Annotated in this window: 17 protein-coding genes; 11 read left to right on the top strand and 6 right to left on the bottom strand. The window is 71.3% G+C overall.

Annotated elements, in window-relative coordinates:
• Nucleotides 1-75: 75 nt before the first annotated feature.
• Nucleotides 76-3,420 (bottom strand): S8 family serine peptidase, encoded by a 3,345-nt coding sequence (locus tag ACFY3D_RS00560; RefSeq protein WP_389973087.1) that lies wholly within the window; start codon nucleotides 3,418-3,420, stop codon nucleotides 76-78.
• 398 nt (nucleotides 3,421-3,818) lie between these two features.
• On the opposite strand from ACFY3D_RS00560, the gene ACFY3D_RS00555 reads away from it, so the two are divergent.
• The 3 genes from ACFY3D_RS00555 (at nucleotide 3,819) to ACFY3D_RS00545 (ending at nucleotide 6,212) form a co-directional block, all read left to right on the top strand.
• Nucleotides 3,819-4,073: a Smr/MutS family protein gene (locus tag ACFY3D_RS00555; protein WP_329093428.1), complete on the top strand. Its 255-nt coding sequence runs from the start codon at nucleotides 3,819-3,821 to the stop codon at nucleotides 4,071-4,073.
• A 146-nt stretch (nucleotides 4,074-4,219) separates the two neighbouring features.
• Nucleotides 4,220-5,575: a hypothetical protein gene (locus ACFY3D_RS00550; protein ID WP_389973085.1), complete on the top strand. Its 1,356-nt coding sequence runs from the start codon at nucleotides 4,220-4,222 to the stop codon at nucleotides 5,573-5,575.
• A gap of 274 nt (nucleotides 5,576-5,849) precedes the next feature.
• Entirely contained in the window at nucleotides 5,850-6,212 is a 363-nt protein-coding gene (locus tag ACFY3D_RS00545) for a hypothetical protein (protein ID WP_350948259.1), read from the top strand.
• A 172-nt stretch (nucleotides 6,213-6,384) separates the two neighbouring features.
• Here ACFY3D_RS00545 and ACFY3D_RS00540 read toward each other — a convergent pair whose 3' ends face one another.
• The 3 genes from ACFY3D_RS00540 to dhaK all read right to left on the bottom strand — a co-directional run bounded on the left by ACFY3D_RS00540 (nucleotide 6,385) and on the right by dhaK (nucleotide 8,530).
• Nucleotides 6,385-6,756, bottom strand: a complete 372-nt coding sequence (locus tag ACFY3D_RS00540) for a PTS-dependent dihydroxyacetone kinase phosphotransferase subunit DhaM (protein WP_389973082.1) — start codon at nucleotides 6,754-6,756, stop codon at nucleotides 6,385-6,387.
• Nucleotides 6,750-7,379, bottom strand: a complete 630-nt coding sequence (dhaL, locus tag ACFY3D_RS00535; protein ID WP_389973079.1) for a dihydroxyacetone kinase subunit DhaL — start codon at nucleotides 7,377-7,379, stop codon at nucleotides 6,750-6,752. Before dhaL ends, ACFY3D_RS00540 begins: the two co-directional genes overlap by 7 nt.
• A 158-nt stretch (nucleotides 7,380-7,537) precedes the next feature.
• On the bottom strand, nucleotides 7,538-8,530 hold the full coding sequence (gene dhaK / locus ACFY3D_RS00530; protein WP_389973076.1) for a dihydroxyacetone kinase subunit DhaK: 993 nt from the start codon (nucleotides 8,528-8,530) through the stop codon (nucleotides 7,538-7,540).
• Nucleotides 8,531-8,724: 194 nt separating this feature from the next.
• On the opposite strand from dhaK, the gene ACFY3D_RS00525 reads away from it, so the two are divergent.
• The 5 genes from ACFY3D_RS00525 (at nucleotide 8,725) to ACFY3D_RS00505 (ending at nucleotide 13,912) form a co-directional block, all read left to right on the top strand.
• Nucleotides 8,725-9,498 (top strand): cyclase family protein, encoded by a 774-nt coding sequence (locus tag ACFY3D_RS00525; RefSeq protein ID WP_389973073.1) that lies wholly within the window; start codon nucleotides 8,725-8,727, stop codon nucleotides 9,496-9,498.
• Nucleotides 9,495-11,231: a thiamine pyrophosphate-binding protein gene (locus tag ACFY3D_RS00520; RefSeq protein ID WP_389973070.1), complete on the top strand. Its 1,737-nt coding sequence runs from the start codon at nucleotides 9,495-9,497 to the stop codon at nucleotides 11,229-11,231. Before ACFY3D_RS00525 ends, ACFY3D_RS00520 begins: the two co-directional genes overlap by 4 nt.
• A 76-nt stretch (nucleotides 11,232-11,307) precedes the next feature.
• Nucleotides 11,308-12,060 (top strand): lysophospholipid acyltransferase family protein, encoded by a 753-nt coding sequence (locus tag ACFY3D_RS00515; protein WP_389973067.1) that lies wholly within the window; start codon nucleotides 11,308-11,310, stop codon nucleotides 12,058-12,060.
• Nucleotides 12,061-12,145: 85 nt separating this feature from the next.
• The gene (locus ACFY3D_RS00510; protein WP_389973064.1) at nucleotides 12,146-12,697 is read left to right on the top strand and encodes a hypothetical protein; all 552 of its coding nucleotides are present in this window, start codon (nucleotides 12,146-12,148) and stop codon (nucleotides 12,695-12,697) included.
• A 327-nt stretch (nucleotides 12,698-13,024) separates the two neighbouring features.
• Entirely contained in the window at nucleotides 13,025-13,912 is an 888-nt protein-coding gene (locus tag ACFY3D_RS00505) for a hypothetical protein (protein ID WP_389973061.1), read from the top strand.
• Nucleotides 13,913-14,252: 340 nt separating this feature from the next.
• On the opposite strand, the gene ACFY3D_RS00500 is transcribed toward ACFY3D_RS00505, so the two are convergent.
• Nucleotides 14,253-14,525: a type II toxin-antitoxin system RelE/ParE family toxin gene (locus ACFY3D_RS00500; protein ID WP_389973058.1), complete on the bottom strand. Its 273-nt coding sequence runs from the start codon at nucleotides 14,523-14,525 to the stop codon at nucleotides 14,253-14,255.
• Nucleotides 14,522-14,818, bottom strand: a complete 297-nt coding sequence (locus ACFY3D_RS00495; protein ID WP_389973055.1) for a type II toxin-antitoxin system Phd/YefM family antitoxin — start codon at nucleotides 14,816-14,818, stop codon at nucleotides 14,522-14,524. Before ACFY3D_RS00495 ends, ACFY3D_RS00500 begins: the two co-directional genes overlap by 4 nt.
• Before the next feature lie 174 nt (nucleotides 14,819-14,992).
• On the opposite strand from ACFY3D_RS00495, the gene ACFY3D_RS00490 reads away from it, so the two are divergent.
• The 3 genes from ACFY3D_RS00490 to ACFY3D_RS00480 are packed head-to-tail and all read left to right on the top strand — an operon-like array spanning nucleotide 14,993 to nucleotide 21,096.
• On the top strand, nucleotides 14,993-17,875 hold the full coding sequence (locus tag ACFY3D_RS00490; RefSeq protein ID WP_389973052.1) for a type 2 lanthipeptide synthetase LanM family protein: 2,883 nt from the start codon (nucleotides 14,993-14,995) through the stop codon (nucleotides 17,873-17,875).
• Nucleotides 17,865-18,122, top strand: coding sequence for a hypothetical protein (locus ACFY3D_RS00485; protein WP_389973049.1), 258 nt, complete (start codon nucleotides 17,865-17,867; stop codon nucleotides 18,120-18,122). Before ACFY3D_RS00490 ends, ACFY3D_RS00485 begins: the two co-directional genes overlap by 11 nt.
• A 40-nt stretch (nucleotides 18,123-18,162) precedes the next feature.
• Nucleotides 18,163-21,096, top strand: a complete 2,934-nt coding sequence (locus tag ACFY3D_RS00480; protein WP_389973046.1) for a helix-turn-helix transcriptional regulator — start codon at nucleotides 18,163-18,165, stop codon at nucleotides 21,094-21,096.
• Nucleotides 21,097-21,270 lie beyond the last annotated feature (174 nt).

The raw sequence follows: 21,270 nt of genomic DNA, 5'->3' as shown, positions 1-21,270 counted from the left end.
GAGCCCGGCCCGCCGCGACCCTCCCAGGAAGCCCGGATGGGCCCGGCGCGACACGCCGGGCCCATCACGTTCTCGCTACTGCACGGTTATCTTGTCCACCTCGATCGTCAGCCCCTTGACCTGCGGTGTCGACGTGCCCGTCGTCACCGTCCCGATCCCGGCGCTGACGCCCTTGATTTTCATCGTGTAGCTCAGGCTGCCGCCGGGGGCGCCGGGCGTGCTGGACACCCGGAGATCCGTGGCCGGCGGGCCGGTGATCTGGCCGCCCGCGGTGCCGTCGGCGTTCTCGGCGCCCACGGTCAGGCCGTAGCCGGCGGGAGGATCACCGGGCAGGTTGCCCGGGTCGTAGGTGTAGGTGATGTCCTCGGTCCCGTTCAGGCCGATCCACTGCTGGAAGACCTTGAGGTTGCTCGTGCCGTAGAGGTTGACCCGCCATTCGATGACGAGCCAGTCGTTGACGCCGTCGGTCAGCGTGCCGGCGTAGATGCCGGGCGCGCCGGTGCCGTCCAGGTCGGTCCAGTAGGTGGCGAGCACGTTGTTCGGGGTCGTGGGGTCGGGCAGGGTCTGCGGCTCGAACGAGACGTCGGCCGAGCCCGAGCTTCCCCCGGCGATCGTGTAGCCGTTGGAGACGATGCCGATCCTGTTGTAGGTCTGGCCCGCGTACCGGAACGAGGGCACGGTGAAGTTGATCGCCTGCTCGTCGCCGATCGGTACCGGCGCGATGCCGAAGGCGTCGAGCGGCAGGTACGGGGCGGGACCGGTGCCCGGGGCGATGCCCGGCCTGTCCGGCTGCCTGGCCGCGAGGGTGGTCTTCGTCGTCGCGATCTGGGTACCGATCTTGGTGGCGCCGGTCACCGAGTTCAGCCGCAGCTTTCCGTCCAGCGTGCTGAGCGCCGTGACCTCGGCGTTCTCAAGGGTGTCGTTCCGCACGGTCACCGTGCAGGCGGACTCGCCGGTGTTGCGCGGGATGGTGGCCGGTGCGCAGGTCTGCTCCACCGGGATGGCGCCCTGCTTGCGGACGAACGCGACCGGCAGGTGCAGGTTGCGCGAGCCGCCCACCTGCTTGAGGTTCACCTGGCCGAAGTACTGGCCCTCCGGCAGGTCCGGCGCGGTGATCACCACGCTGAGCTTGACGCTCTTGCCCGCCTTCACGCTGAACAGCGGCGGCAGCACCGTGATGTTCGCGCCGTTCACCGTCGTGCCCGTCGCGGTGAAGGTGAGCGTCGAGTTCGTGACGTTGGTGAACGTCCGCTTGGCGGTGATGAGACCCGGCATGATCGGGGCGTTCACCGACGGCAGGTTCAGGTCGATGCGGTTCAGCGGGTCGTCGGCCGAGGCGGCGAAGTTCTCGCCCGTCTCGTCCAGGGTCAGGCCGGGGTCGCCGGCCTTGGTCAGGTCGACGCGCCCGCCGCCGGTGTCGAACGGGTCGGCCGGGGTGACGCGGTCCTGCTTGGTGACCGAGGTCTTCGCCGTCGTCTCCAGCGCGGACTTCACCTGGCCGGGAGTCCAGGTCGGATGCAGCGCGAAGAGCAGGGCCGCGGAGCCCGCGACGTGCGGCGACGACATCGAGGTGCCCGAGATGGCCTGGTAGAGGTTGCCCTGCGGGCCACCGGCCGGACTCTCCAGCACCGGTGTCTGCCCGGCCAGGATGTGCAGGCCGGGAGCGGTGACGTCCGGCTTGAGGAAGTCGCCACCGGGGCCGCGCGAGGAGAAGGTGGTGATCGCGTCGCCCTGCCAGGTGGTCTTGGTGCCCTGGGTGAACGAGGCCGTCGCGCCGGGGTTGGCCGACAGGAACGCCAGCAGTGCGTCCCCCTCGGGCTTGTCGATGTGGACGGTGGGGAGCCAGTGGTTGTCCGTCATCACGTCGAGCGGGGAGGAGTTGTACAGGATCATGCCGGCCGCGCCGCCCTGCCGGACGCTGAAGCCCTTAAGGACACGGTCGGGGCCGCGCTCACAAAGGACGATCTTCCCGGTGAACAGACCCGGAGGTGCGGGCGTGGTGCAGAGCGCGTTGGAGTACGGCGGGGCCGAGGCCCGCACCACCGGCAGCGCGGAGGCGATGCCCGGGGTGATGGAGGCGCCCTTCACCGTGGCCGTCGCGCCGCCGGAACCCGACAGCGTGATCGTCGACTGGAAGGTCCTGGTCTGCGTGGAGGCCGCCACCGTGGTCACCCACGGGCTGACGTGGTTGACGGTCGCCGCGCCGGGGCCGGCGTTGCCCGCCGAGGCCGAGACGAGGACGCCCGCCGAGTACGCGTCGAGGAAGGCCAGCTCCACCGGGTCGCTGTAGGGGGAGGTGCCGCCGGAGATCGAGAAGTTGATCACGCGGACGCCGTCGAGGATGGCCCGGCCGACCGCCTGGGCGGAGTCGGAGGGATAGCAGCCGGCCTCACCGCAGACCTTGTAAACCGACACGTGCGCCGCCGGGGCGATGCCGTGGATCGGGCCCCGGCTGATGCCGAGCGGGTTCGCGTCGGCCACCGGCCCGCCCGCCGAGGTCGTCGCGGTGTGGGTGCCGTGGCCGTTGGAGTCGCGGGCGCTGTCGGGGAAGGTCTCACCGCCGACGTTCGCGTTGTAGGTCTCCAGGAACGGGGCGCCACCGATGAGCTTCCGGTTGCAGACGAACGGGTCGGCCGCCGGGGTGAGCGGGTTGTCGCCGAAGTTACAGGTGCGCGGCGTGCCGTCCTTGGTCGCCGGTGCGGCGGGCAACGTGCCGGGGTCGGCGAACTGGGGGTGCTCGGGCCAGGCGCCGGAGTCCAGGATGCCGACGATGACGCCCTTGCCCGAGGAGGAGCTGCCGCCCAGCTTGTTGTAGATCGTGGGCGCTCCGATGAACGCGGGGCTGGAGTCGGTGAGCAGCTGCTCGGGCTTGTCCTCCTGGACGGCCGCCACGCCGGGCAGCTTCAGCAGCGAGGCCGCCTTGTTGGCGGGAATGCGCAGCGCGATACCGCCGTAGACGGTCCGCAGCTTCTGGCCCGCCTTGGCGCCTGGCACGTTCCTGGCGAGTTCGGTGAGGAAGGTGTTCTCGACGTCCTCGATGTGTCGCTGGTATTTCTTCGCGTCGTTGCTCTTGATGTCAAGAGCCTTTCCGGTCTTCGCTGGACTCGTCGCGGGAAGTCCCGCGAGGCCACCCTGATAGGCGGCGAAAGAGTCGTAGTCGAGCTTGACCATCACGCTGACCGTGGCGGCCGAGGTCGACTTCAGTAGCCCCTCATCACTTTGGGCGAGTTTGCCGGTGGGGGACTTCGCGCCCTGGATCGGCTCACCCCCGGTCAGGGGAGTCGCCGTCCATTTGGCGGACGGCGTGGGGGTGGGGGTGGGATCCGCGCTCGCCGGCGGCGCCATCGCCGCGACGAGCCCGACGCCGGCGGCGAGCACCGCCACGCGTCTGATCCTCGGTGAGTAGGGCCTTCTGGTCAACGAGACCTCCCTGTAGGCACGCATGAACAGATCACGCGGCAGGGAGGGGAGGCCACCTGGCATGCCTGGGGCACGGCATGCCGGGGAGGGCGCCGACCCTCCCCGTCGGGTGACACGTGCTCGGCCACCCGGCAGGGGCGGCCGATCATGACAGGGAGCCTAACTAGAGGTCATTTGTTTGCCTAGATCATTAAATTGACACAATAATCCCCGGAATTGGTCAAATTTGCTTGCAGACTCGGCGGTGTTCGCATACCTCCGCAGTTCGGCCGCCTCCGTGCCTGCGTGCCTCGTGTCCCCAAGCCCGCGTGTCCCGTGGCCGGGGGAGGACACGACCACCCCGAGGAGGATGTTCCGTCGCGCGTAAACTGGCCGCACCTGACACACGGGAGGCTCGGTTGAAGCTCAAGCTTGATCTACATCCCCTCTACAACAAGGGTGGAGAGATCGACAAGGCGCTGCGGGGCATCATCGACGAGGCCATCAGGAAGAAGGCCACCGAGGTCGAGATCATCCCCGGCAAGGGCTCGGGCCAGCTGAAGAAGAAGGTCCTGCGCTTCCTGGAACAGAAGGAGATCAAGGCCCTCTACCACCGCATCGACAAGGACGCCAAGAACCACGGCCGCCTCTTCGTCTACTTCCGCTACAAGTAGGCGCTTTCCGGCCCGGTGACGTCTCTCCGTTCGGGAACTTTATGTTCGCTTTATCCGTCGCTTCTGGAAAAAGGAGAATTTTCGGGGCGGGGGAGACGGGGGTAGCGATAGGCGCGACGCGGGTGCTCGCCGGAGGCGGGTGTGAGATGAGGGTGGACGACGGCTGTCTCGTCGTCGACGTGCCGGGCCGCTATCCGATCCGGTTGCCGCTCACCGGCGAGGAACGCGCGGCCGACCTGGTCCTGTACCGCCTTCCCCGCGAGAGCGGGGTCGTCTACGGGATCACGGTCCGCGACACCGCTGGAAGGGTCGTGCTCGACTCCCCGGGAGCCAGACATCGCCACCTGGTGGAGGAGTTCGCCGAGGACACCGGGTTGACCTTCGAGTACCGGGGCTACGCCACGGAGTTCGAGGGGCGCGCCGACCTTGAGAACCGGGCGCCGCGGTGGCACACCACGGAGCACGCGGGGCTTCCGGTGCGTGGCGACCACTCTCCCGGGGAGGTGGCGCTCAGGCTCCGGCCGTACGACGAGGTGTCCGGCGAGATCAGGCCGCGCGAGGGTGCGCTGGAGGGCACCCCCTGTCCGGCGACCGCGCTCAGCTGGGACGGCCCGACGCTGGTCGCGAAGGATCCGGCGGCCGGACGCTCGCTGCGGCTCGCGCCCGCCTCCCTGTACCACTACCGGTACGAGCGCCGGGTGATCGTCTCCGGCAAGGAGGAGCGGCGCTCTCTCACCGGGCTCGCCGTGCTCGACGCCGACGGGCTGGTGCTCGCCGACCTTCCCGGCGACTGGCCGGTCCACGAGGTGGCCGTCTTCGCGGCCGGGCGGAAACTCCCCGTGCACGACGCCCTGAAGACATCGTCGAGTGTGGTGCGCGCCGCGCTGAGCAGGCGGGCTCCCGGATGGACGCGTCTCGCCGGCCTGGAGGTCCCACGGATGTCCAGGGCCAAGAAGGCCGTCGCGGCCGGCGCGGGGGTGGCCGGGTTGTTCGTGATGGCCTACGTCGTCACGGCGGGTGGCTGGCTCGCGTGGCGGGGGGTGTCCGCGCTGGGCGGGATGATGCTGGACCTGCTGGACGCCAAGTGGCTGGCGGTCTTCTTCGCCCCCCTGGTCGTCGTCTTCAAACCCGCGCGCCAGGCGTGGCACACCTGGCGCACCCGGCGCGGCGCCGCGCTCGGGCCGCCCGGCGGACCGTACCTCTCGGTCCGGGGCGGGACGACGCTGCGCGTCCGGCTCGGTTCGCGGATGGTCCCCGACGACATGGAGATCGGGCCTGAATCCCGCTGTGTCGGCGGCCTGATGGTCTACTCTCACGAGAGGCTGTCCGGACTCTTCGTGATGGACGGTGTGGGAAGGCCCGTACGCCACCTGCCCGGACCGTGGCCGCCGGAGGAGGCGCACCGCTTCGCCACGCGGTACGGACTCGGCTTCGAGGCCCGTACGCTGGGCCGTGAGGAGTATCTCGACCTCACCGCCCGCGCCCGGGACGCCGTACCCTGATCGGCGCGACGTCGCCGCGAGGGGTATACCTCGATGCCCGAGGTCTCTGAGCATGAGGATTCCACCGGATAGATCGACGCCGAGTGGGCTCATACGGCACCATTATGTGACGCATGACGGCAATGTCCTCTCCGATGATCGGCGCAGCCTCCAGCAGCTCGTGGATCGCGGCGGGGTTCTGCCCAGGTGCGGGCCCGGTTCTTTCGCACGCGACCTTCCTAAAAGAGCCCGGCGCTCCCGCTCGCATACCTCTCACCTCCCCGAAAGGCCCCCCATGAGCGACCTCAACGCACTCCTCGCCCAGCGCGCCGAGCTGGACCGTCAGATCGAGGAACTCCAGTCCGGAGACCTGAAGGAGCGCGAGAACACGCTCGGCGGCATCCTCGTGGCCGTCGCCGAGTGGGCCACGGCACGCGGTCACGAGGCGCTCAGGAGGGACCTCAAGAACTGGGAGTACGTCACCTTCGCCGGTATCGAGGTCGGCGTGGGTCACGACGGCGGTGAACGCTGGGGTCTGCCGCAGAGCTCGGTCAGCGTGATGGACTCCGTCAGCGGGACCGACGTGGAGTTCGGGACCACGCCCCCTCCGATCCAGGCCGTCCTCGGCCTGCTGGAGGGCCTGCTCGCCACGCGCTGACCTCGCCTCCGCGCGCCATGCGCCGGAGCTTCGGCGCCGTACCTCCGCGTGTACGCCGGGCCTCGGCTCGCGCCGCACCTCCGCGTCATGCGCCGGAGCCTCGGCCCGCACCGTCCGGCCTCGCGGGTACGCCGGACCCCGCTCTCCCCCGCGGAGGGCGGGGTTTTCCGCGTCAGAGCTTGCGGATGGTCCGCGCCTCCTCGGCCGCCGCGAGCACGACGTCCAGCGAGGAGCCGATGCCCGCCGACACGACGGCCGAGATGGTCCCCTCGACGAACGGCACGTCGGCGATCACCACGCGCTCGTCGGCGAAGAGCCGGGCGGTGAGCACCGAGCTTCCCAGGTCGGGGATGAGGAGCACCCCGTCCCCCCGGTCCACCTCCTCGATCGCCGCCGCCACCAGGTCGGGACTGGTCCCGAGACCGCCGTCCTCGCTGCCGCCCGCGGCGGCGAGCGGCACGTTCGCGCCGCCGATCTGCGAGGCGAGCAGTGCCACCTCGGCCGCCAGCGGGCCGCTGTGCGAGATGAGGACGATGCCTACCACGACGTCGCCACCGTGTGCAGGGCGGAGACGACGAGCGCGGTGGAGGCGGCGCCGGGGTCCTGGTGGCCCACGCTGCGCGGCCCGAGATAGCTCGCCCGCCCCTTGCGTGCCTGCATCGGGATCGTCGCCTCGGCTCCGGTGCGTGCCGCCTCCGACGCGGCGCCGATCGCCTCCGCCGGGTCCTTGCCGTCCCGTACCGCCTGCTCCAGTGCCCGTACGGCCGGGGCGAGGGCGTCCACCATGGTCTTGTCGCCCTCGGCGGCCGAGCCCAGCTTCCGCACCCCGGCGAGCCCGGCCTCCAGGGCGGTGTGGAGGTGCGCGACGGACACCTCGGGGGTGTCGCCCAGCGTCCTGCCCGCCTCGCGGAACGCCGTGCCGTACAGGGGGCCGGACGCCCCGCCGACCTTGCGGATCAAGGTGTTGCCCACCAGCACCAGCAGCGATCCCGGGGTATCGGGTTCTTTGGCCGCGAGCGCCCCGGTGACCGCGGTGAACCCCCGGTCGAGATTGGCCCCGTGGTCGGCGTCGCCGATCGCGGCGTCCAGACCGGTCAGCCACTCCTTCCCCGCGGCGACGACCCTGGCGATCTCCTCGATCCAGGCGGCGAAAAAGGCGGTGTCCATCGCGGTGCTCATCTCGGCTCGGTTCGTGTCGGTGATCGTGTCAGTGTTCGTATCGGTGTGTGCCCCGGTGTCCGTCCCCCTATCCGTGTCGGCCTCTGTTCCGGTGGGTGTGTCGGGGCCCGTGTCGGCGTCCGGGTCAGGCCCCCGGTCAGCGGTCATCAGCGGCCCCAGCGCAGGGCGGAGGTCTCGACGGGGGCGTCCCAGAGCCGGGTGAGCTCCTCGTTCAACCGGCAGACCGTGATCGAGAACCCCTGCATGTCGAGGCTCGTCACGTAGTTGCCGACGAGGTTGCGCGCCGCCCGCGCCCCCTTCTCCGCCAGGTGTTCCACGACGGCCGCGTAGGCGATGTACAGCTCGATCAGCGGCGTGCCGCCCATGCCGTTCACCATGACGAGGGTGTCGCCGGAGATCGGCAGATCCTCGTGGATCGCGTCCATCGCGAGGTGGACCAGTTCGCGGGCCGGGCGCATGGCCGAGCGCATCCGGCCGGGCTCGCCGTGGATACCGATGCCCAGCTCGATCTCGGTGTCGGAGAGGTCGAAGGTGGGCCTGCCCGCCGCGGGCGTGGTGCAGGGGCTCAGCGCGACCCCGAAGGAACGGCTGCGGGCGTTGACCTCCCTGGCCACCCGCGCGACCTCGGGCAGCGGCGCGCCGGTCTCGGCGAGCGCCCCGGCGATCTTCTCGACGAACAGGGTGGCGCCGGTGCCCCTGCGCCCCGCCGTGTAGAGGGAGTCGCGTACGGCCACGTCGTCGTCGACCAGCACGCTCTCCACCCGCACCCCCTCCTCGCCGCTCAGCTCGGCCGCCATCCGGAAGTTCAGCACGTCGCCCGTGTAGTTCTTCACGATGTGCAGGACTCCCGCCCCGCCGTCCACCGCCGTGGTGGCCTCGATCATCTGGTCGGGTACGGGAGAGGTGAAGATCTCACCGGCGCAGGCCGCGTCGAGCATGCCGTACCCCACGAATCCGGCGTGCAGTGGTTCGTGCCCCGAACCACCGCCGGACACCAGGCCCACCTTGCCGGGGCGGGGCCCCGAGGCCCGGAACACGATCTGGTTGTCCACGTCCACCCGGAGCCCGGGATGGGCCGCCGCGAGGCCGCGCAGCGCATCGGGAACGACTGACTCGACATCGTTGATGAGCTTTTTCACAACTCCCAACCTCGCCTTGTTCGCAGGCGATGGCAAGCACCGGCCGTGGAGGCCCGCTCCCGCCCGGGCTCGAATCCCGAAGCGGCGAGCAGACCGGTACGCATCCCGGAGGTCCGGCGCGCGTACGCGAAGCTGGCGGTCCGAGGTGGCGGTGTAGGAGGATCTGCCCAGATCTCATCCCTCCTGGAGGCGTCATGTCGGTGTTGCGGAACCTGGTGGAGAGCATCCGGAGCGGCGGGATCGAGGTGATCGACCTGACGGCGCCGCTGTCGTCGGAGACGCCGATCCTGAGGCTGCCGGAGCCGTTCGGCAACACCGTCCCGTTCACGCTCAAGGAGATCAGCCACTACGACGATCGTGGCCCCGCGTGGTACTGGAACGACATCGTGACCGGCGAGCACACCGGCACCCATTTCGACGCGCCCGTTCACTGGGTCACCGGCAAGGACGGCGAGGACGTCTCGCGGGTGCCGGTCGAGCGGCTGATCGCCCCGGCCGTGGTGCTCGACTTCGCCGCGGAGGCGGCCGAGGATCCCGACTTCCTGCTGGAGATCGCGCACGTCAAGGAGTGGGAGCAGGTCAACGGGCCGCTGCCCGAGGGGGGATGGCTGCTCTACCGCACCGGCTGGGACGCCTACTCCCACGACCAGGAGCGCTTCCTGAACGCGAACGAGACGGGCCCGCACACGCCGGGTGTCTCGGTCGAGTGCGCCCGGTGGCTGGCCGAGGAGACCTCGATCGCCGGGCTGGGCGTGGAGACCGTGGGCACCGACGCGGGCGCCGCGCACGGCTTCGACCCCGCCTTCCCGTGTCACTCGTTCCTGCTCGGTGCGGGGAAGTACGGACTGACCCAGCTGCGCAACCTCGACCGGCTCCCGGTGACCGGCGCCGTGGTCGTCGCGCCACCGCTGCCCATCGTCGGAGGCTCGGGCAGCCCGCTGCGCGTGCTGGCCCTGGTCGAGAGGTGAACGTCGCCGAGGTCGTGGGACGGACCCTCGCCTCACTCGGAGTGGACACCGCCTTCGGGGTGGTGGGCAGCGGCAACTTCCACGTGACCAACGCGCTGGTCGCGCACGGCGTGCGCTACGTCGCCGCACGCCACGAGGGCGGTGCGGCGACCATGGCCGACGCCTACGCCCGCCTCAGCGGCGGGGTCGCCGTGCTCAGCGTCCACCAGGGGCCGGGACTCACCAACGCGATGACCGGCATCGCCGAGGCCGCCAAGAGCCGCACCCCGCTCGTCGTGCTGGCCGGAGAGGTGAGCGAGCCCCGCTCGAACTTCTTCGTCGACCAGACCGCGCTGGCGGAGGCCGTGGGTGCCGTACCGCTGCGGATCGGGTCGGCGGAGACCGCCGCCGCCGACACGGCCGAGGCGTTCCGCACCGCTCGCGACGGGCGTCGTACGGTCCTGCTCAACCTTCCGTTGCAGGTCCAGGGGCTGACCGTCCCCGCCGCGGGCGCGCAGGTCGCGGCGGCCCTCGCGGACGGCGCGGACATCGAGGCAGGGGGAGCCGAGCGGATCGTCCCGACGGGGGCAGAAGAGAGGGTTCGATCACCGGAGGCCGGGGAGGGCACCCCGGCACCGGAGCCGGGAGACGAAGAGGTCGCCCGGCTGGTGGAGATCCTCGCGGCGGCGCGCCGTCCCGTCTTCGTCGCGGGGCGGGGCGCACGCGGGGCCCGGCGCGAGATCGAGGAGCTCGCCGGGCGGACCGGGGCACTGCTCGCCACCTCCGCCGTGGCGAGGGGACTGTTCAGGGGCAGTCCGTGGGACCTGGACGTGAGCGGTGGCTTCGCCTCGCCGCTCACGGCCGAGCTCATCCGCGACGCCGACGTGCTCGTGGGCTGGGGATGCGCGCTCAACATGTGGACCATGCGCCACGGCACGCTGATCGGCCGCGACACCACCGTCGTCCAGGTCGACCTGGACGACGCCGCGCTCGGCGCCCACCGGCCCATCCATCTCGGGGTGGTCGGCGACGTCGCCCGCACCGCGCGCGCCGCCGTCCGCCTGCTCGGTGAGAGCGTCCCGGACGGTGACGGAGCCGGTTACCGATCGACGGAGCTGGCCGCGCGGATCGCGGGGGAGAACCGCTGGCGGGACGTGCCCTACGTCGACGAGAGCGGCGACGGCAGGATCGACCCACGGACGCTCACCATCGAGCTGGACGACCTGCTTCCCGAGGAACGCGTCGTCTCCATCGACTCCGGAAATTTCATGGGATATCCGTCGATGTTCCTCGATGTCCCTGACGAGCGGGGATTCTGCTTCACGCAGGCGTTCCAGTCGATCGGACTCGGCCTCGCCACCGCGATCGGCGCGGCCCTCGCCCAGCCTGACCGGCTCCCGGTGGCCGCGCTGGGCGACGGGGGCGCCCTGATGGGCGTCGCCGAACTGGAGACGGTCGTACGGCTCGGCCTTCCGATGGTGATCGTCGTGTACGACGACGACGGTTACGGCGCGGAGGTGCACCACTTCGGCCCGGACGGGCACCCCCTGGACACCGTGACCTTCCCGCCCGCCGACATCGCCGCCGTCGCCAGGGGCTTCGGCTGCGAGGCGGTGACCGTACGGGACCGGGCCGATCTCACCGCGGTGGCCCGGTGGCTGGAGGGGGCCCGCGACCGGCCCCTGATGATCCACGCCCGGGTCAGCCGGGCACGGGGGGCGTGGTGGCTGGAGGAGGCGTTCCGGGGGCACTGAGGTCCCTCCCCGCACGAGCGCGCCCGGGGAGGACGTGGAGGTCGGGGGGAGGGGGTGGCTGAGGTACGGTTCAGCCATGGCTGAGATCGTGTACCCCCCGGTCATCGGGGCGGCGTTGACCTTGTTCCGAGCGCTGGACCTCAAGATCAGCGTTGAGGGCGCCGACCGCATCCCGAAGACCGGCGGAGCCGTGCTGGTCAGCAATCACATCAGCTATCTCGACTTCATCTTCGCCGGCTGGGCCGCGCGGCCCGCCGGGCGCCTGGTGCGTTTCATGGCGAAGAAGGAGGTCTTCGACCACCGGATCTCGGGGCCGCTGATGCGCGGCATGCACCACATCCCGGTCGACCGCGCGGCCGGGGCCGCCGCGTTCGGCGCGGCGCTGAAGGCGCTCAGGAGCGGCGAGGTCGTCGGCGTGTTCGCCGAGGCCACGATCAGCAGATCCTTCACGGTCAAGGAGATCAAGAACGGCGCGGTCCGGATGGCCGTCGCCGCCAAGGTGCCGATGATCCCCGTCTCCCTGTGGGGCACCCAGCGGCTGTGGACCAAGGACCACCCCAGGAAACTGCTCCAGCGGCACGTGCCGATCACGATCCGGGTCGGCGAGCCCATGCATCCCCAGCGCGGTGACGACTACGACAAGGTCACCGCCGACCTGCGCGAACGCATGTCCGAGATGCTCGATGCGGCGCAGCGGAGCTACCCGGAGATCCCGCGGGGCGTCTGGTGGCAGCCCCGCCACCTCGGCGGCACCGCGCCCACTCCCGAGGAGGCCGCGAAGCTGGACGCCGCCGAGGCCGAGGCCAGGGCGGCCGGGGGCATCTCCTGAGGCCCTCGATCAGGGGCGGCATCGTGAGCGTTGACCCCAAGTCACCAACAGGTGGTTCGCAAGTGGCGTGTCGCATCCTGCCCCCATGAGTAACGCCTTCGAGGACGTGGCGAACGCCTTCCAGCCGGTGCCGACCCCCGGTCCGGGAAGAACACCGGGGAAGATCGGCATGACCATCCTGTTGATCCTCTGGACGGGTCTGGGTGTGCTGCCCTTCGTGTTCGCGGTGCCCGGCCTCAAGCTCGCGACGGGCTCCGTCGGCGTTCCCGGCACGCTCACGGTCGTCTCGTGCGAGGAACTGGGCCGGGGCCGTTACGACTGCAAGGGCAGCTTCGCGCCCGACGGCGGCGGAGACGCCATCCCGGTCGACGCCTCACCCGACTCCACCGCGGGAGACGTCAGGCGCGCCCAGCTCACCCCCGAGGGCGACCGTGCCGTCCGGACCGGCACCTCGGGCGTCCTCGCCGCGCTGACCATGCCGTTTCTCGGCGTCGGCGTGCTGGGCTTCCTGCCGTACGTGTTCCTCTACGTTCTCAAGGTGCGTCGCGGCAGGCGCGCCGCGGTGGTCCTCGGCTGTGTCCTCACGCTCGTCTCACTCGCCGGTCTCGTCGTCGGCATGGTCGCCGCCTACTCCTGAACCGTCCTCGCCGAGACGCGTCCCGGTTCACACACTTCGCGATGATCAGAGAAGGGCACGCGAGACGGCCCGAGGCACGTTTGTAGGCCCTGAGGGAAATTTGTTGTAATTCGCGAAATGTGGCGGTGAGCTGGCGAAAGTTTCGGTTTCGACGGCCCGTCGCCTGTTTCGTCGGCATGGCTGCTCCGGAAGCGGGAAGTCTTCCCCGCGCCCCTCGACGGAGGACCACGACCGGGCGGTGGTCCTCGGTCTCGGCGGCGGGCGTGAGAGCACCCCTTCGACTTCGACGCCCCCGCTGGTTCCGGATCAAACCAGATGGAGGACAAGGTGACGCTAACAAATCCCGACAGGCCCAACGCGGTGTCGTCGAGCGGACCGGGCGGACCACCACGGCGCATCCCCCGCCCGATGGTCATCGCCACCGCCGTCGTGCTGGTGGCGTCGGGCGGCGTCGGGGCCTCCCCGGCGTCAGCGGCATCGCCGCCGCCCGCACCGACGGAATCACCGACGCCGACCCCCAGTGTGACGGTGAGCGAGACACCCCCGCTGAGCCCGACACCGATTCCCCCGCCCTCGACCGAGACACCGACGCCGACACCGACTCCCACCACCACGACACCGCCCCGGGTACCCCCGGTGGCGTTCCCCGGCACGCTGCACGGCGAGTTCGTCCTCCCGGCGAAGGACGGCTGCGGCTTCACCGTGTTCGCCCAGACCGGCGAGGCGACCGCTCTGGCGGAAGACTCGATCACCGTCAAGAGCCAGGACGGCTTCGAGCGGGTGTACACGATCGCCGACACCACCAAGTCCCTCTCGGGACGACGGGACAACGTGCTCAGGCAGGGCGACTGGGTCTCGGTGACCGCGACGACCTCTGGCGAGACGGCGACGGCCGCCTACGTCTTCGGCCTGACGCGGCCTCACAAGAAGTTCTGGCGCGGTGGCGGCTGGTGGTCCATCAACGAGTGGCGGCCGGGCAGCAGGTGGCACAAGCCCGCCATCTGCCCCACGCCGCCGGTCGCGACCCCCACACCGCCCGTGGAAACCCCGCTGCCTCCCACCCCGCCTCCCACGGATACCCCGTTCCCGCCGACGGAGTCCCCGCTGCCTCCCACCGAGACCCCGCCTCCCACGGAGGAGCCGCCGCCCGCCCCCACGCCAGAGCCGACCCCCACCGTGACGGAGGGAACCCCGACCCCGACCCCCACTCCCTGAGCGAGCAGGAAACGGGCGCGGCCGCCACGCGGCCCTGACCTGCGTGGCCGCGCCGTGGAACCGGGGCCGTCCGTCACGACGTGACGGCCCCGGTTCCGGTGACAGGCGGCTCAGAACGGTGATGCCCGGGTCTCCGACCGGAGCCCCGGGCATCACCGCTGGGCGGCGAAGTCGTGCACATGCTTCCGAACTGACCGTCCTGGGAGTGCGCCGATGGCGCGGGTCTTCGTTGACACCAACATGGTGTTCCCGTTTTCACTGATGGATCTGATATCGGCCCATGTGTGGCCGTGACCCGCCGTCCGGTGGTCAACCGGTACCGGCGGCGGTCGGTCCGTCTTTATGGACGGTAGGCGTCTCGGCGGTGTTTGATCGTCTGGATCGTCACGGTGCGCTTGTCCTCGTCGATGCGGTAGACCACGCAATACGTTCCACGTCGAGCGACATGCAGCCCTTCGTGCGGCTCTTGGAGGGGTTTGCCGACACGCCAGGGCTCGCGTGCGATGGCGCCGGTGATCAATTCCCAGGCTGCGGACGCCACGGTCTCGGGCAGGCCCGAGGCGAGTGCGCGGCGGGCAGGCGGATCCAGCAGGACGGTGTATCGGTCGCTCACGCGCTCGCCTTGCCAAGGCGGGCGGCCATGACGGCGGCCATCTCCTCCTCGGTGGTCACGTCGCCGCGTGCCTCGGCGGCAGCGGCCTCGACCAGGTCGGCCCGCATTTCAGGGTCGGCGAGAATCTCCAGTGTCTCCTGCAGGGACTCCCACTCGGCCACGGAAACGATGACGACATGGGGTCGCCCGTTCCGGGTGAGCGTGAAGTGATCGTGCTCGCGAGCGGCCCGGTCGGCCAGCTCGGTCAGCCGGTCCTTCGCTTCGCTGATCGGGATGATCTCCATGGAGTCCATGGTGTCTCTTTGGCTGGAATGCCGGCCAAGATCCGGGCCATCTTTCGTGCGGTTGGGTAGCGGTGGTCGACCGGGTGGAGTCCCCGGTGCGGAGGCGGCGGATGGAGGGTTCGCGGAAATATGGGGGCATTGCCCCCATATCGCGGTTCAGTGTGGTCGTCATACTTGACGGCTGTGAACTCCGCGAGCCCGTTCGTCGCCGTGCCGCCCCGAGCCCGGACGGCGGCACGTCCCTCCAATCGGGCCACCGCCTCCGACGCGGCTCGCCTCGCCGCCCCCGGCGTGGAGCGTCCCGTCGCCGGAGCAGGCGCGCCGGAGGCCGTTGTGGACATGTCCGGCGTTCCGGCGGGCCGGGAGGTGACTCTGTCGGACGCGGTGCTCCCGTTCGTCCGGCGGGCGGTGGAGCGGCTGGCCGCCGGCACGGCACGACTGGAGGGCGGGGTCTGGGGCGCCTCGGTCGGGGAACGGTTCGCGAAGGATCTGACGGCCCGGCTCACGCGGGTCGCCTCCCGGGTCCTGGTGTTCGAGCTGAACGCGCGGAGGACGAGGGGAGAGCTGTCAGGAGACACGCCTACCGAGCGGTTCGCCGATTTCGTGGGCCGGGTGAGCGGTGAAAAAGGGCTCGCCGAACTGCTCGGGGAGTATCCCGTCCTCGCCCGCCTGCTGCGCCAGGCCGCCGACCAGGCGGTGGAGGCGGGGCTGGAACTTCTGACGCGCTTCGCAGCGGATCGTGAGCACCTGAGGGAACTGCTGGGAAGTGACCCCGGGAGCCCGGTGGAGTTCTCCGCCGTCGGCGACAGCCATCTCGGGGGACGCGCCGTCACCGTGGTGACCCTGGCCGGCGGCGCGAAGGTCGTCTACCGGCCGCGATCGGTCCATGCGTACCCGCACTTCGCCGAGGTGCTCGACTGGCTCAACGAACGAGTCCCCGGTCTCGGCCTGCGCGTTCCGCGCGTGGTGCGGCGGGAGGGCTACGGCTGGGTCGAGTTCGTGCCGGCCGAGCCGTGCGCGGACGCGGCCGAGGTGGAGCGGTTCTACACGCGCGCCGGTGCGCTGCTCGCCCTGCTGTACGCGTTGAACGCCATCGACGTGCACTACGAGAACCTCGTCGCCTGCGCGGACCGGCCGGTGCTGGTCGACGTCGAGACACTGTTCCACGCGGCGCTGCCCGCGGAGGCGTCCGCCGACCCGGCGCTGCACGCCCTGCGGGACTCCGTCCAGCGCACCGCGCTGCTGCCGAAGATGATGGTCGGCGAGCAGGGCGCGCTGGACGTCTCCGGCCTGGGCGGGGACAAGGGCGGGGTGTACCCGTTCCTGTCCCCCCGGTGGGAGGAGGAGGGGACGGACACGATGCGGCTGGTGCGCGGTGTCACCCGTTTCGCCGGAGCGGTCAATCGTCCCACCCTGAACGGGGTGGACGCCGACCCCGCCGACCACCTGCCGAATCTGCTGGCCGGTTTCCGGCGTGCCTACGACGCCGTCGCGGCGGGACGCGACGAGCTGCTGCACGGGCCGCTGGCGAGGTTCGGCCAGGTCGAGGTCCGCGTGCTGCTCCGGCCCACCCGCTTCTACGGCGAGCTGTTGATCGAGTCGACGCATCCGGACGTGATGCGGTCCGACGCCGACAGGGACGAGGTGTTCGACCTGCTGGACGCCGTGTCGGTCGGCGACCCCGCGCGGTCGGCCGCGGTGCCGTTCGAGCGGGCCGACCTGTGGGCGGGGGACATCCCGTACTTCAGCACGTCCCCCGGCGAGCGGGAGATTCGCGGTGGCGGGGGCAGGACGCTGCCGTGGTGTTCGCGGGAGAGCGGGCTGGACGTCGTGGCCGCCAAGCTGGCCCGGCTGGGCGCCGCCGACCGGGAGAACCAGGAATGGATCATCGAGGCGTCGATGGCGACCCGGGTCGCGGGCGGGCGGCATGATCCCGGCGAGCCGTCCGAGGCGCCGCTGCCGGCCACGGTGCCCCATCGTGCGGCGCTCGTGGCCGCCGCGCGGGGCATCGCGGATCGCCTGTGCGCGACCGCGCACCGCGAAGGCCGTACCGTCAACTGGCTGGGCCTGGAGCCGGTGGAGGACGGCCGGTGGACGATCATGCCGTTGGGCGCAGGGTTGTCCAGCGGGTACCTCGGCGTCGCGCTGTTCCTGGCACAGGCGAGTCGAGCCACCGGAATCTCCCGCTACATGGACTTCGCCTGGATGGCGGTTCGGCCTCTGCCGCGGCTGCTGGAGCGGATCGCCGGGAACGAGGCTCTGCTGCGAGCCGTGGGCTGCGGTGGATTCGGCGGTCTCGGCGGCATCGCGTACGGCCTGTCACAGCTCGGGGTCCTGCTCGGCGACGCCGAGGTGGCGAGCTGGGTGGAGCCCGCGGTGGAGGCGGCCGGCGCGGCGGTCGTCGACGAGTCGCCGCTGGACGTCCACGACGGCCTGGCCGGGTGCCTGGCCGCGATGCTCGCCGTCCGGCACAGCACGGGAACGGCCGGGGCCGACCGCGTGGCGGCCGGGTGCGCGGAACGCCTGGCGGCCGCGGCGCCCTCTGTGGCGGATCTGCCGCCGGGTTTCGCCTTCGGCGCCGCGGGCGTGGGGTGGGCGCTCGCCAGGCAGGGGCAGAGTGTGGACGGCGCTCGTCTGCTCATCCATGCCGCCGCGCGGGCGGCGGCAGCGGAGGACACCTGGTGCCACGGCCGGGCGGGAGTGCGCCTGGCCCTGTCCGACGCCGCCCTTCCCGGCGATCCGGCGGCGTTCCCGATCTCCGACGTCCCGCTGGGGGGACACGGTCTGTGTCACGGCGAGGCGGGACGTCTGGAGACGCTGAGCGCCCTCGCCCGGCGAGGCGACCCCGTGGCGCAGCGGTCACTGCACCGCCACGCCGGCAGGCTGCTGGCCTCGCTGGACACCTACGGAGCGCGGTGCGGTACTCCCCGCCACGCGCCGACCCCTGGTCTGCTGGACGGCCTGGCCGGCATCGGCCACGGTCTGCTCAGGCTGGCCCTTCCCGAGATGACACCGTCGGTGCTGCTGTTGCGGCCCACTGATGAAGGAGAGATCCATGGACCCTGAGAAGGACGCTGAGAACCGTTCGACCGCCGAGGAGCCGGCCGCGTCGTGGCAGGAGCGGCTGGGCGCGCCGGCCGGATCGATCATGATCAGACTGGCCGGCGTGTCCCCCGTGACCCGTGCGCTCGTGCTGGCCGGCCTGACGGCGGGGACGACGATCGCGTTCGGCTCGCCGGACACCGCGGCGCACGCGGTGATGGCCGCGAGCGGAGACGACACCGTCATTCCCGTTTCCCTGAGTGCTCGCTAAAAGGCATTTTTAGTGACATGGCGGCAGTTAACCTGTCGTCATGTCATATACCTCCCCCATTTTGGTCGGACGCGAAAGGGAAATCGAGCAACTCGACCGGCGCCTCGCCGCCGCGCGAGACGGCCGGGGTGGCGCGGTTTTCCTGCTCGGCGATCCCGGAATAGGCAAGTCCCGCCTTTCCGCGGAATGCGCGTACCAGGCGTTCGACACAGGGATGATCGCGTTGCGGGGACGGGGCGGGGGCATCAGCGCGGACATCCCGTTCAAACCGCTGTGCGAGGCGCTGCTCTCCTACACCAGGACCAAGGAGCCGCCGGACGATCCGGCCCTGGTGCCCTACCTGCCGGCGCTCACCAAGCTGGTCCCGGAGTGGCGCCGGGCGGGGGGCACCGACCATCTGGAGTCGGTGATGGTGCTGGCGGAGGCGGTCCTGCGGCTGCTCGCCGTCATCGGGCGAGACGGTGGCTGCCTGCTCGTCCTGGAGGACCTGCACGACGCGGACGCCGACACACTCGCCGTCGTCGAGTACCTGGCCGACAACCTCGCCGGGGTGCCCGCCTTCCTGCTGGCCAACCTGCGCAGCCACGCGGGACCGGCACGGTCCGTCGCCGAGGCCTGCGCCCAGCGGCGGACCGCGACCCTCGTCGAGCTCGCGCCCCTGCCGCCGGAACAACTCGCCCGGCTCACCGCCGCCTGCCTGGAGGCCTCGCCCGACGACCTGCCCCGGCAGCTTCTCACCCGGCTGGAACGCGATACGGCGGGCGTCCCGTTCGTCGTCGAGGAACTGCTCGCCGCCATGGTGAACGTCGGCGCCCTGGAGCGCGACGGGCGGCGGTGGCGGCTGAACGGCGACCCCGCGATCGACGTGCCGACCACGCTGGTGCGCAGCATCATGCTGCGCGCCGCCCAGCTGAGCTCCTCCGCCCGGGAGTCGCTGCACATGGCGGCGGTCTTCGGCTCCCGCTTCCCGATCCCGATGATCCAGGAGGCCACCGGCCTGGCCGACCGCGAGGTGATGGAGTTCCTGCGCGCGGGTACGGGGGCGCGGCTCATCACGCCGGACGACTCCGCCGGCGACTGGTACGCCTTCCGTCACGCGCTGATGGCCGAAGCCCTGCGCTCCTCGCTCATCCCCGCCGAGCGGGTGTCGATCGCGCGCCGCGCCGCCGACGCGCTGGAGCGGCTGTACCCCGGGCTGCCCGGCGAGTGGTGCCAGATCGCGGCCACCCTGCGCCTGACCGCCGGGGACACCCTGGGCGCGGCCGACCTGCTCGCCGGCGCCGGCCGCCGCCTGCTGGACGACGGTGCCGCCGACCTCGCCGTCACGCTGCTCGAACGCGCCTACGCCCTGCTCGGATCCGCCCCCGCCGACCTGCGGGCGCGCGTCCTGCAGGGGTTGTTGCACGCGCTGACCGAGAGCGGGCAGGCCGACCGCGCCTTCGCCCTCGCCAAGGACCTCCCGATCAGCGGCGACCTGGCGATGACCATCCCGCACGAGATGGACCTGCGCACCAAGCTGGCCTGGGTCGCCGCCGAGATCGGCGGGACCGCCGACGGACTGGCGCACGTCGCGGCGCTCCGCAGGCTCCTCCAGATCAACCCGGACGAGGCCCGTACGGCGGCCGTCGACGTGATCGAGGCCCAGCTCATCGTTCCCGACCACGGGGTCCTCCAGCAGAGCCCGCAGCGGATGGCCGCGGCCGAGGCCCTCGTACGGCGAGCCGTGGAGGTCGCCGAACGCGTCCCGCTCCCCGAGGTGGCCTGCCAGGCGTGGGAGCGGATGGCGATGTTCTCCAGGGCCCGTGGGTTCGACGAGCCCGACCGGTGCCTGACGCGGGTGGTGTCCATCGCCGACGCCCACGGCCTGAAGCTGTGGAAGCTGCGGGCGATGTTGCGCCTGGCCGTGAACCACGCCCTGCGCACCGGCGAGCGGGAGCCGCTGGAGGAGGTCGGCAGGGCGGCGGCACAGGCGGGCGCGATCAGTCTGGTCCACTCCACCCAGGCGTCCCTGGTCATGACGGGCGTGCTGCGCGGCGAGTACGGTGAGGCCCACGGGCTCGCCGTCCCGTGCGTCGAGTCCACCATCCGGCTCGGCCACACCGCCTACACCCAGTATCTCCTGCTCGCCCAGGCCACGCTCGCGGCCCACCAGGCCAAACGCGCGGAAATGGAGGGCGTGCTGGAGCGGTTCCGCGAGTGGGGCGGTGAAAGCAGCCTGCACATGCCGGTGGTCTACGGCCTGTGCCAGGCGATGTGCGCGCTCCTTGAGGAGGACCGCGACCTCTGCGGCGAGATGCTGATCAGGGCCCGGGAGTGGGAGGACGACAACCCCACCATCTACTACCTCACCGGCAGGTACGGACTCCGCGTGCTCATGGACGTACTCGCCGACCGGGCGGGCGCCACCGAATGCGACGCCGCGGAGAGCACCTCGGCCGCCGAACTGGCCTGGAACCGCACCTTCCTCCACCTGGCCAGGTCCGTGCTGCTGGGCCGCCAGGGCGACCCCGAGGGGGCGCTCGCCGCGTTCGGCAGGGCCACCGAGGCCGCCCGGCCCTTTCCCCTCGCCCACCACCTGGGGCTCCGGCTGGTCGCCGAGGGCGCCCTGGCGGACGGCTGGGGCGAGCCGCTGGTCTGGCTGCGCACCGCCGAGGAGTACTTCCACCAGGCGGGCATCCCCGCGGTCACCGGGGCCTGCCGGGCGATGCTGCGCGGGGCCGGCGCGGCCGTGGCGCAGCGCCGCACCGGACGGGAACAGGTGCCGAGCGGGCTGCGCGCCCAGGGCGTCAGCGTGCGGGAGTATCAGGTGCTCACCCTGCTCGCCGAACGGCGTGGCAACGTCGACATCGGCAAGCGGCTGTTCATCTCGCCGCGCACCGTGGAGAAGCACGTCGCGAGCCTGCTGCAGAAAACGGGCCTGCCCGACCGGGCCGCCCTGTACGAGCACGCGGCCGAGTTGCTGCGCCCCACCTGACGTCTCCTCAGGTGGCCCCGGTACGAGCGCGCGAACGCCGCCGCCGCTCCACCTGACGTCCTCTCAAGCGCCCGGTCCGAGCCCGCGCGAATGCCGATGCGCCCCACCTGATGTGACCGATGCCCCCATCACCCCCGGCGGGCCCGCGCGAATATGGGGGCGGCTCCCGCATGT

Source organism: Streptosporangium sp. NPDC000509 (genome assembly GCF_042898365.1).
In the GTDB taxonomy this organism is placed as follows: domain Bacteria; phylum Actinomycetota; class Actinomycetes; order Streptosporangiales; family Streptosporangiaceae; genus Streptosporangium.
Note: the sequence above shows the minus strand (reverse complement) of the source record. Positions and strands in the feature narration are given on the sequence as shown.

Excerpts from the sequence above, each read along its gene's own strand:
- dhaL (WP_389973079.1), bottom strand. The coding sequence starts at position 7,379 with ATGGACACCGCCTTTTTCGCCGCCTGGATCGAGGAGATCGCCAGGGTC.
- ACFY3D_RS00485 (WP_389973049.1), top strand. The coding sequence starts at position 17,865 with ATGGACCCTGAGAAGGACGCTGAGAACCGTTCGACCGCCGAGGAGCCG.
- ACFY3D_RS00495 (WP_389973055.1), bottom strand. The coding sequence starts at position 14,818 with ATGGACTCCATGGAGATCATCCCGATCAGCGAAGCGAAGGACCGGCTG.
- ACFY3D_RS00545 (WP_350948259.1), top strand. The coding sequence starts at position 5,850 with ATGAGCGACCTCAACGCACTCCTCGCCCAGCGCGCCGAGCTGGACCGT.
- ACFY3D_RS00480 (WP_389973046.1), top strand. The coding sequence starts at position 18,163 with ATGTCATATACCTCCCCCATTTTGGTCGGACGCGAAAGGGAAATCGAG.
- ACFY3D_RS00550 (WP_389973085.1), top strand. The coding sequence starts at position 4,220 with ATGAGGGTGGACGACGGCTGTCTCGTCGTCGACGTGCCGGGCCGCTAT.
- ACFY3D_RS00525 (WP_389973073.1), top strand. The coding sequence starts at position 8,725 with ATGTCGGTGTTGCGGAACCTGGTGGAGAGCATCCGGAGCGGCGGGATC.
- ACFY3D_RS00515 (WP_389973067.1), top strand. The coding sequence starts at position 11,308 with ATGGCTGAGATCGTGTACCCCCCGGTCATCGGGGCGGCGTTGACCTTG.
- ACFY3D_RS00510 (WP_389973064.1), top strand. The coding sequence starts at position 12,146 with ATGAGTAACGCCTTCGAGGACGTGGCGAACGCCTTCCAGCCGGTGCCG.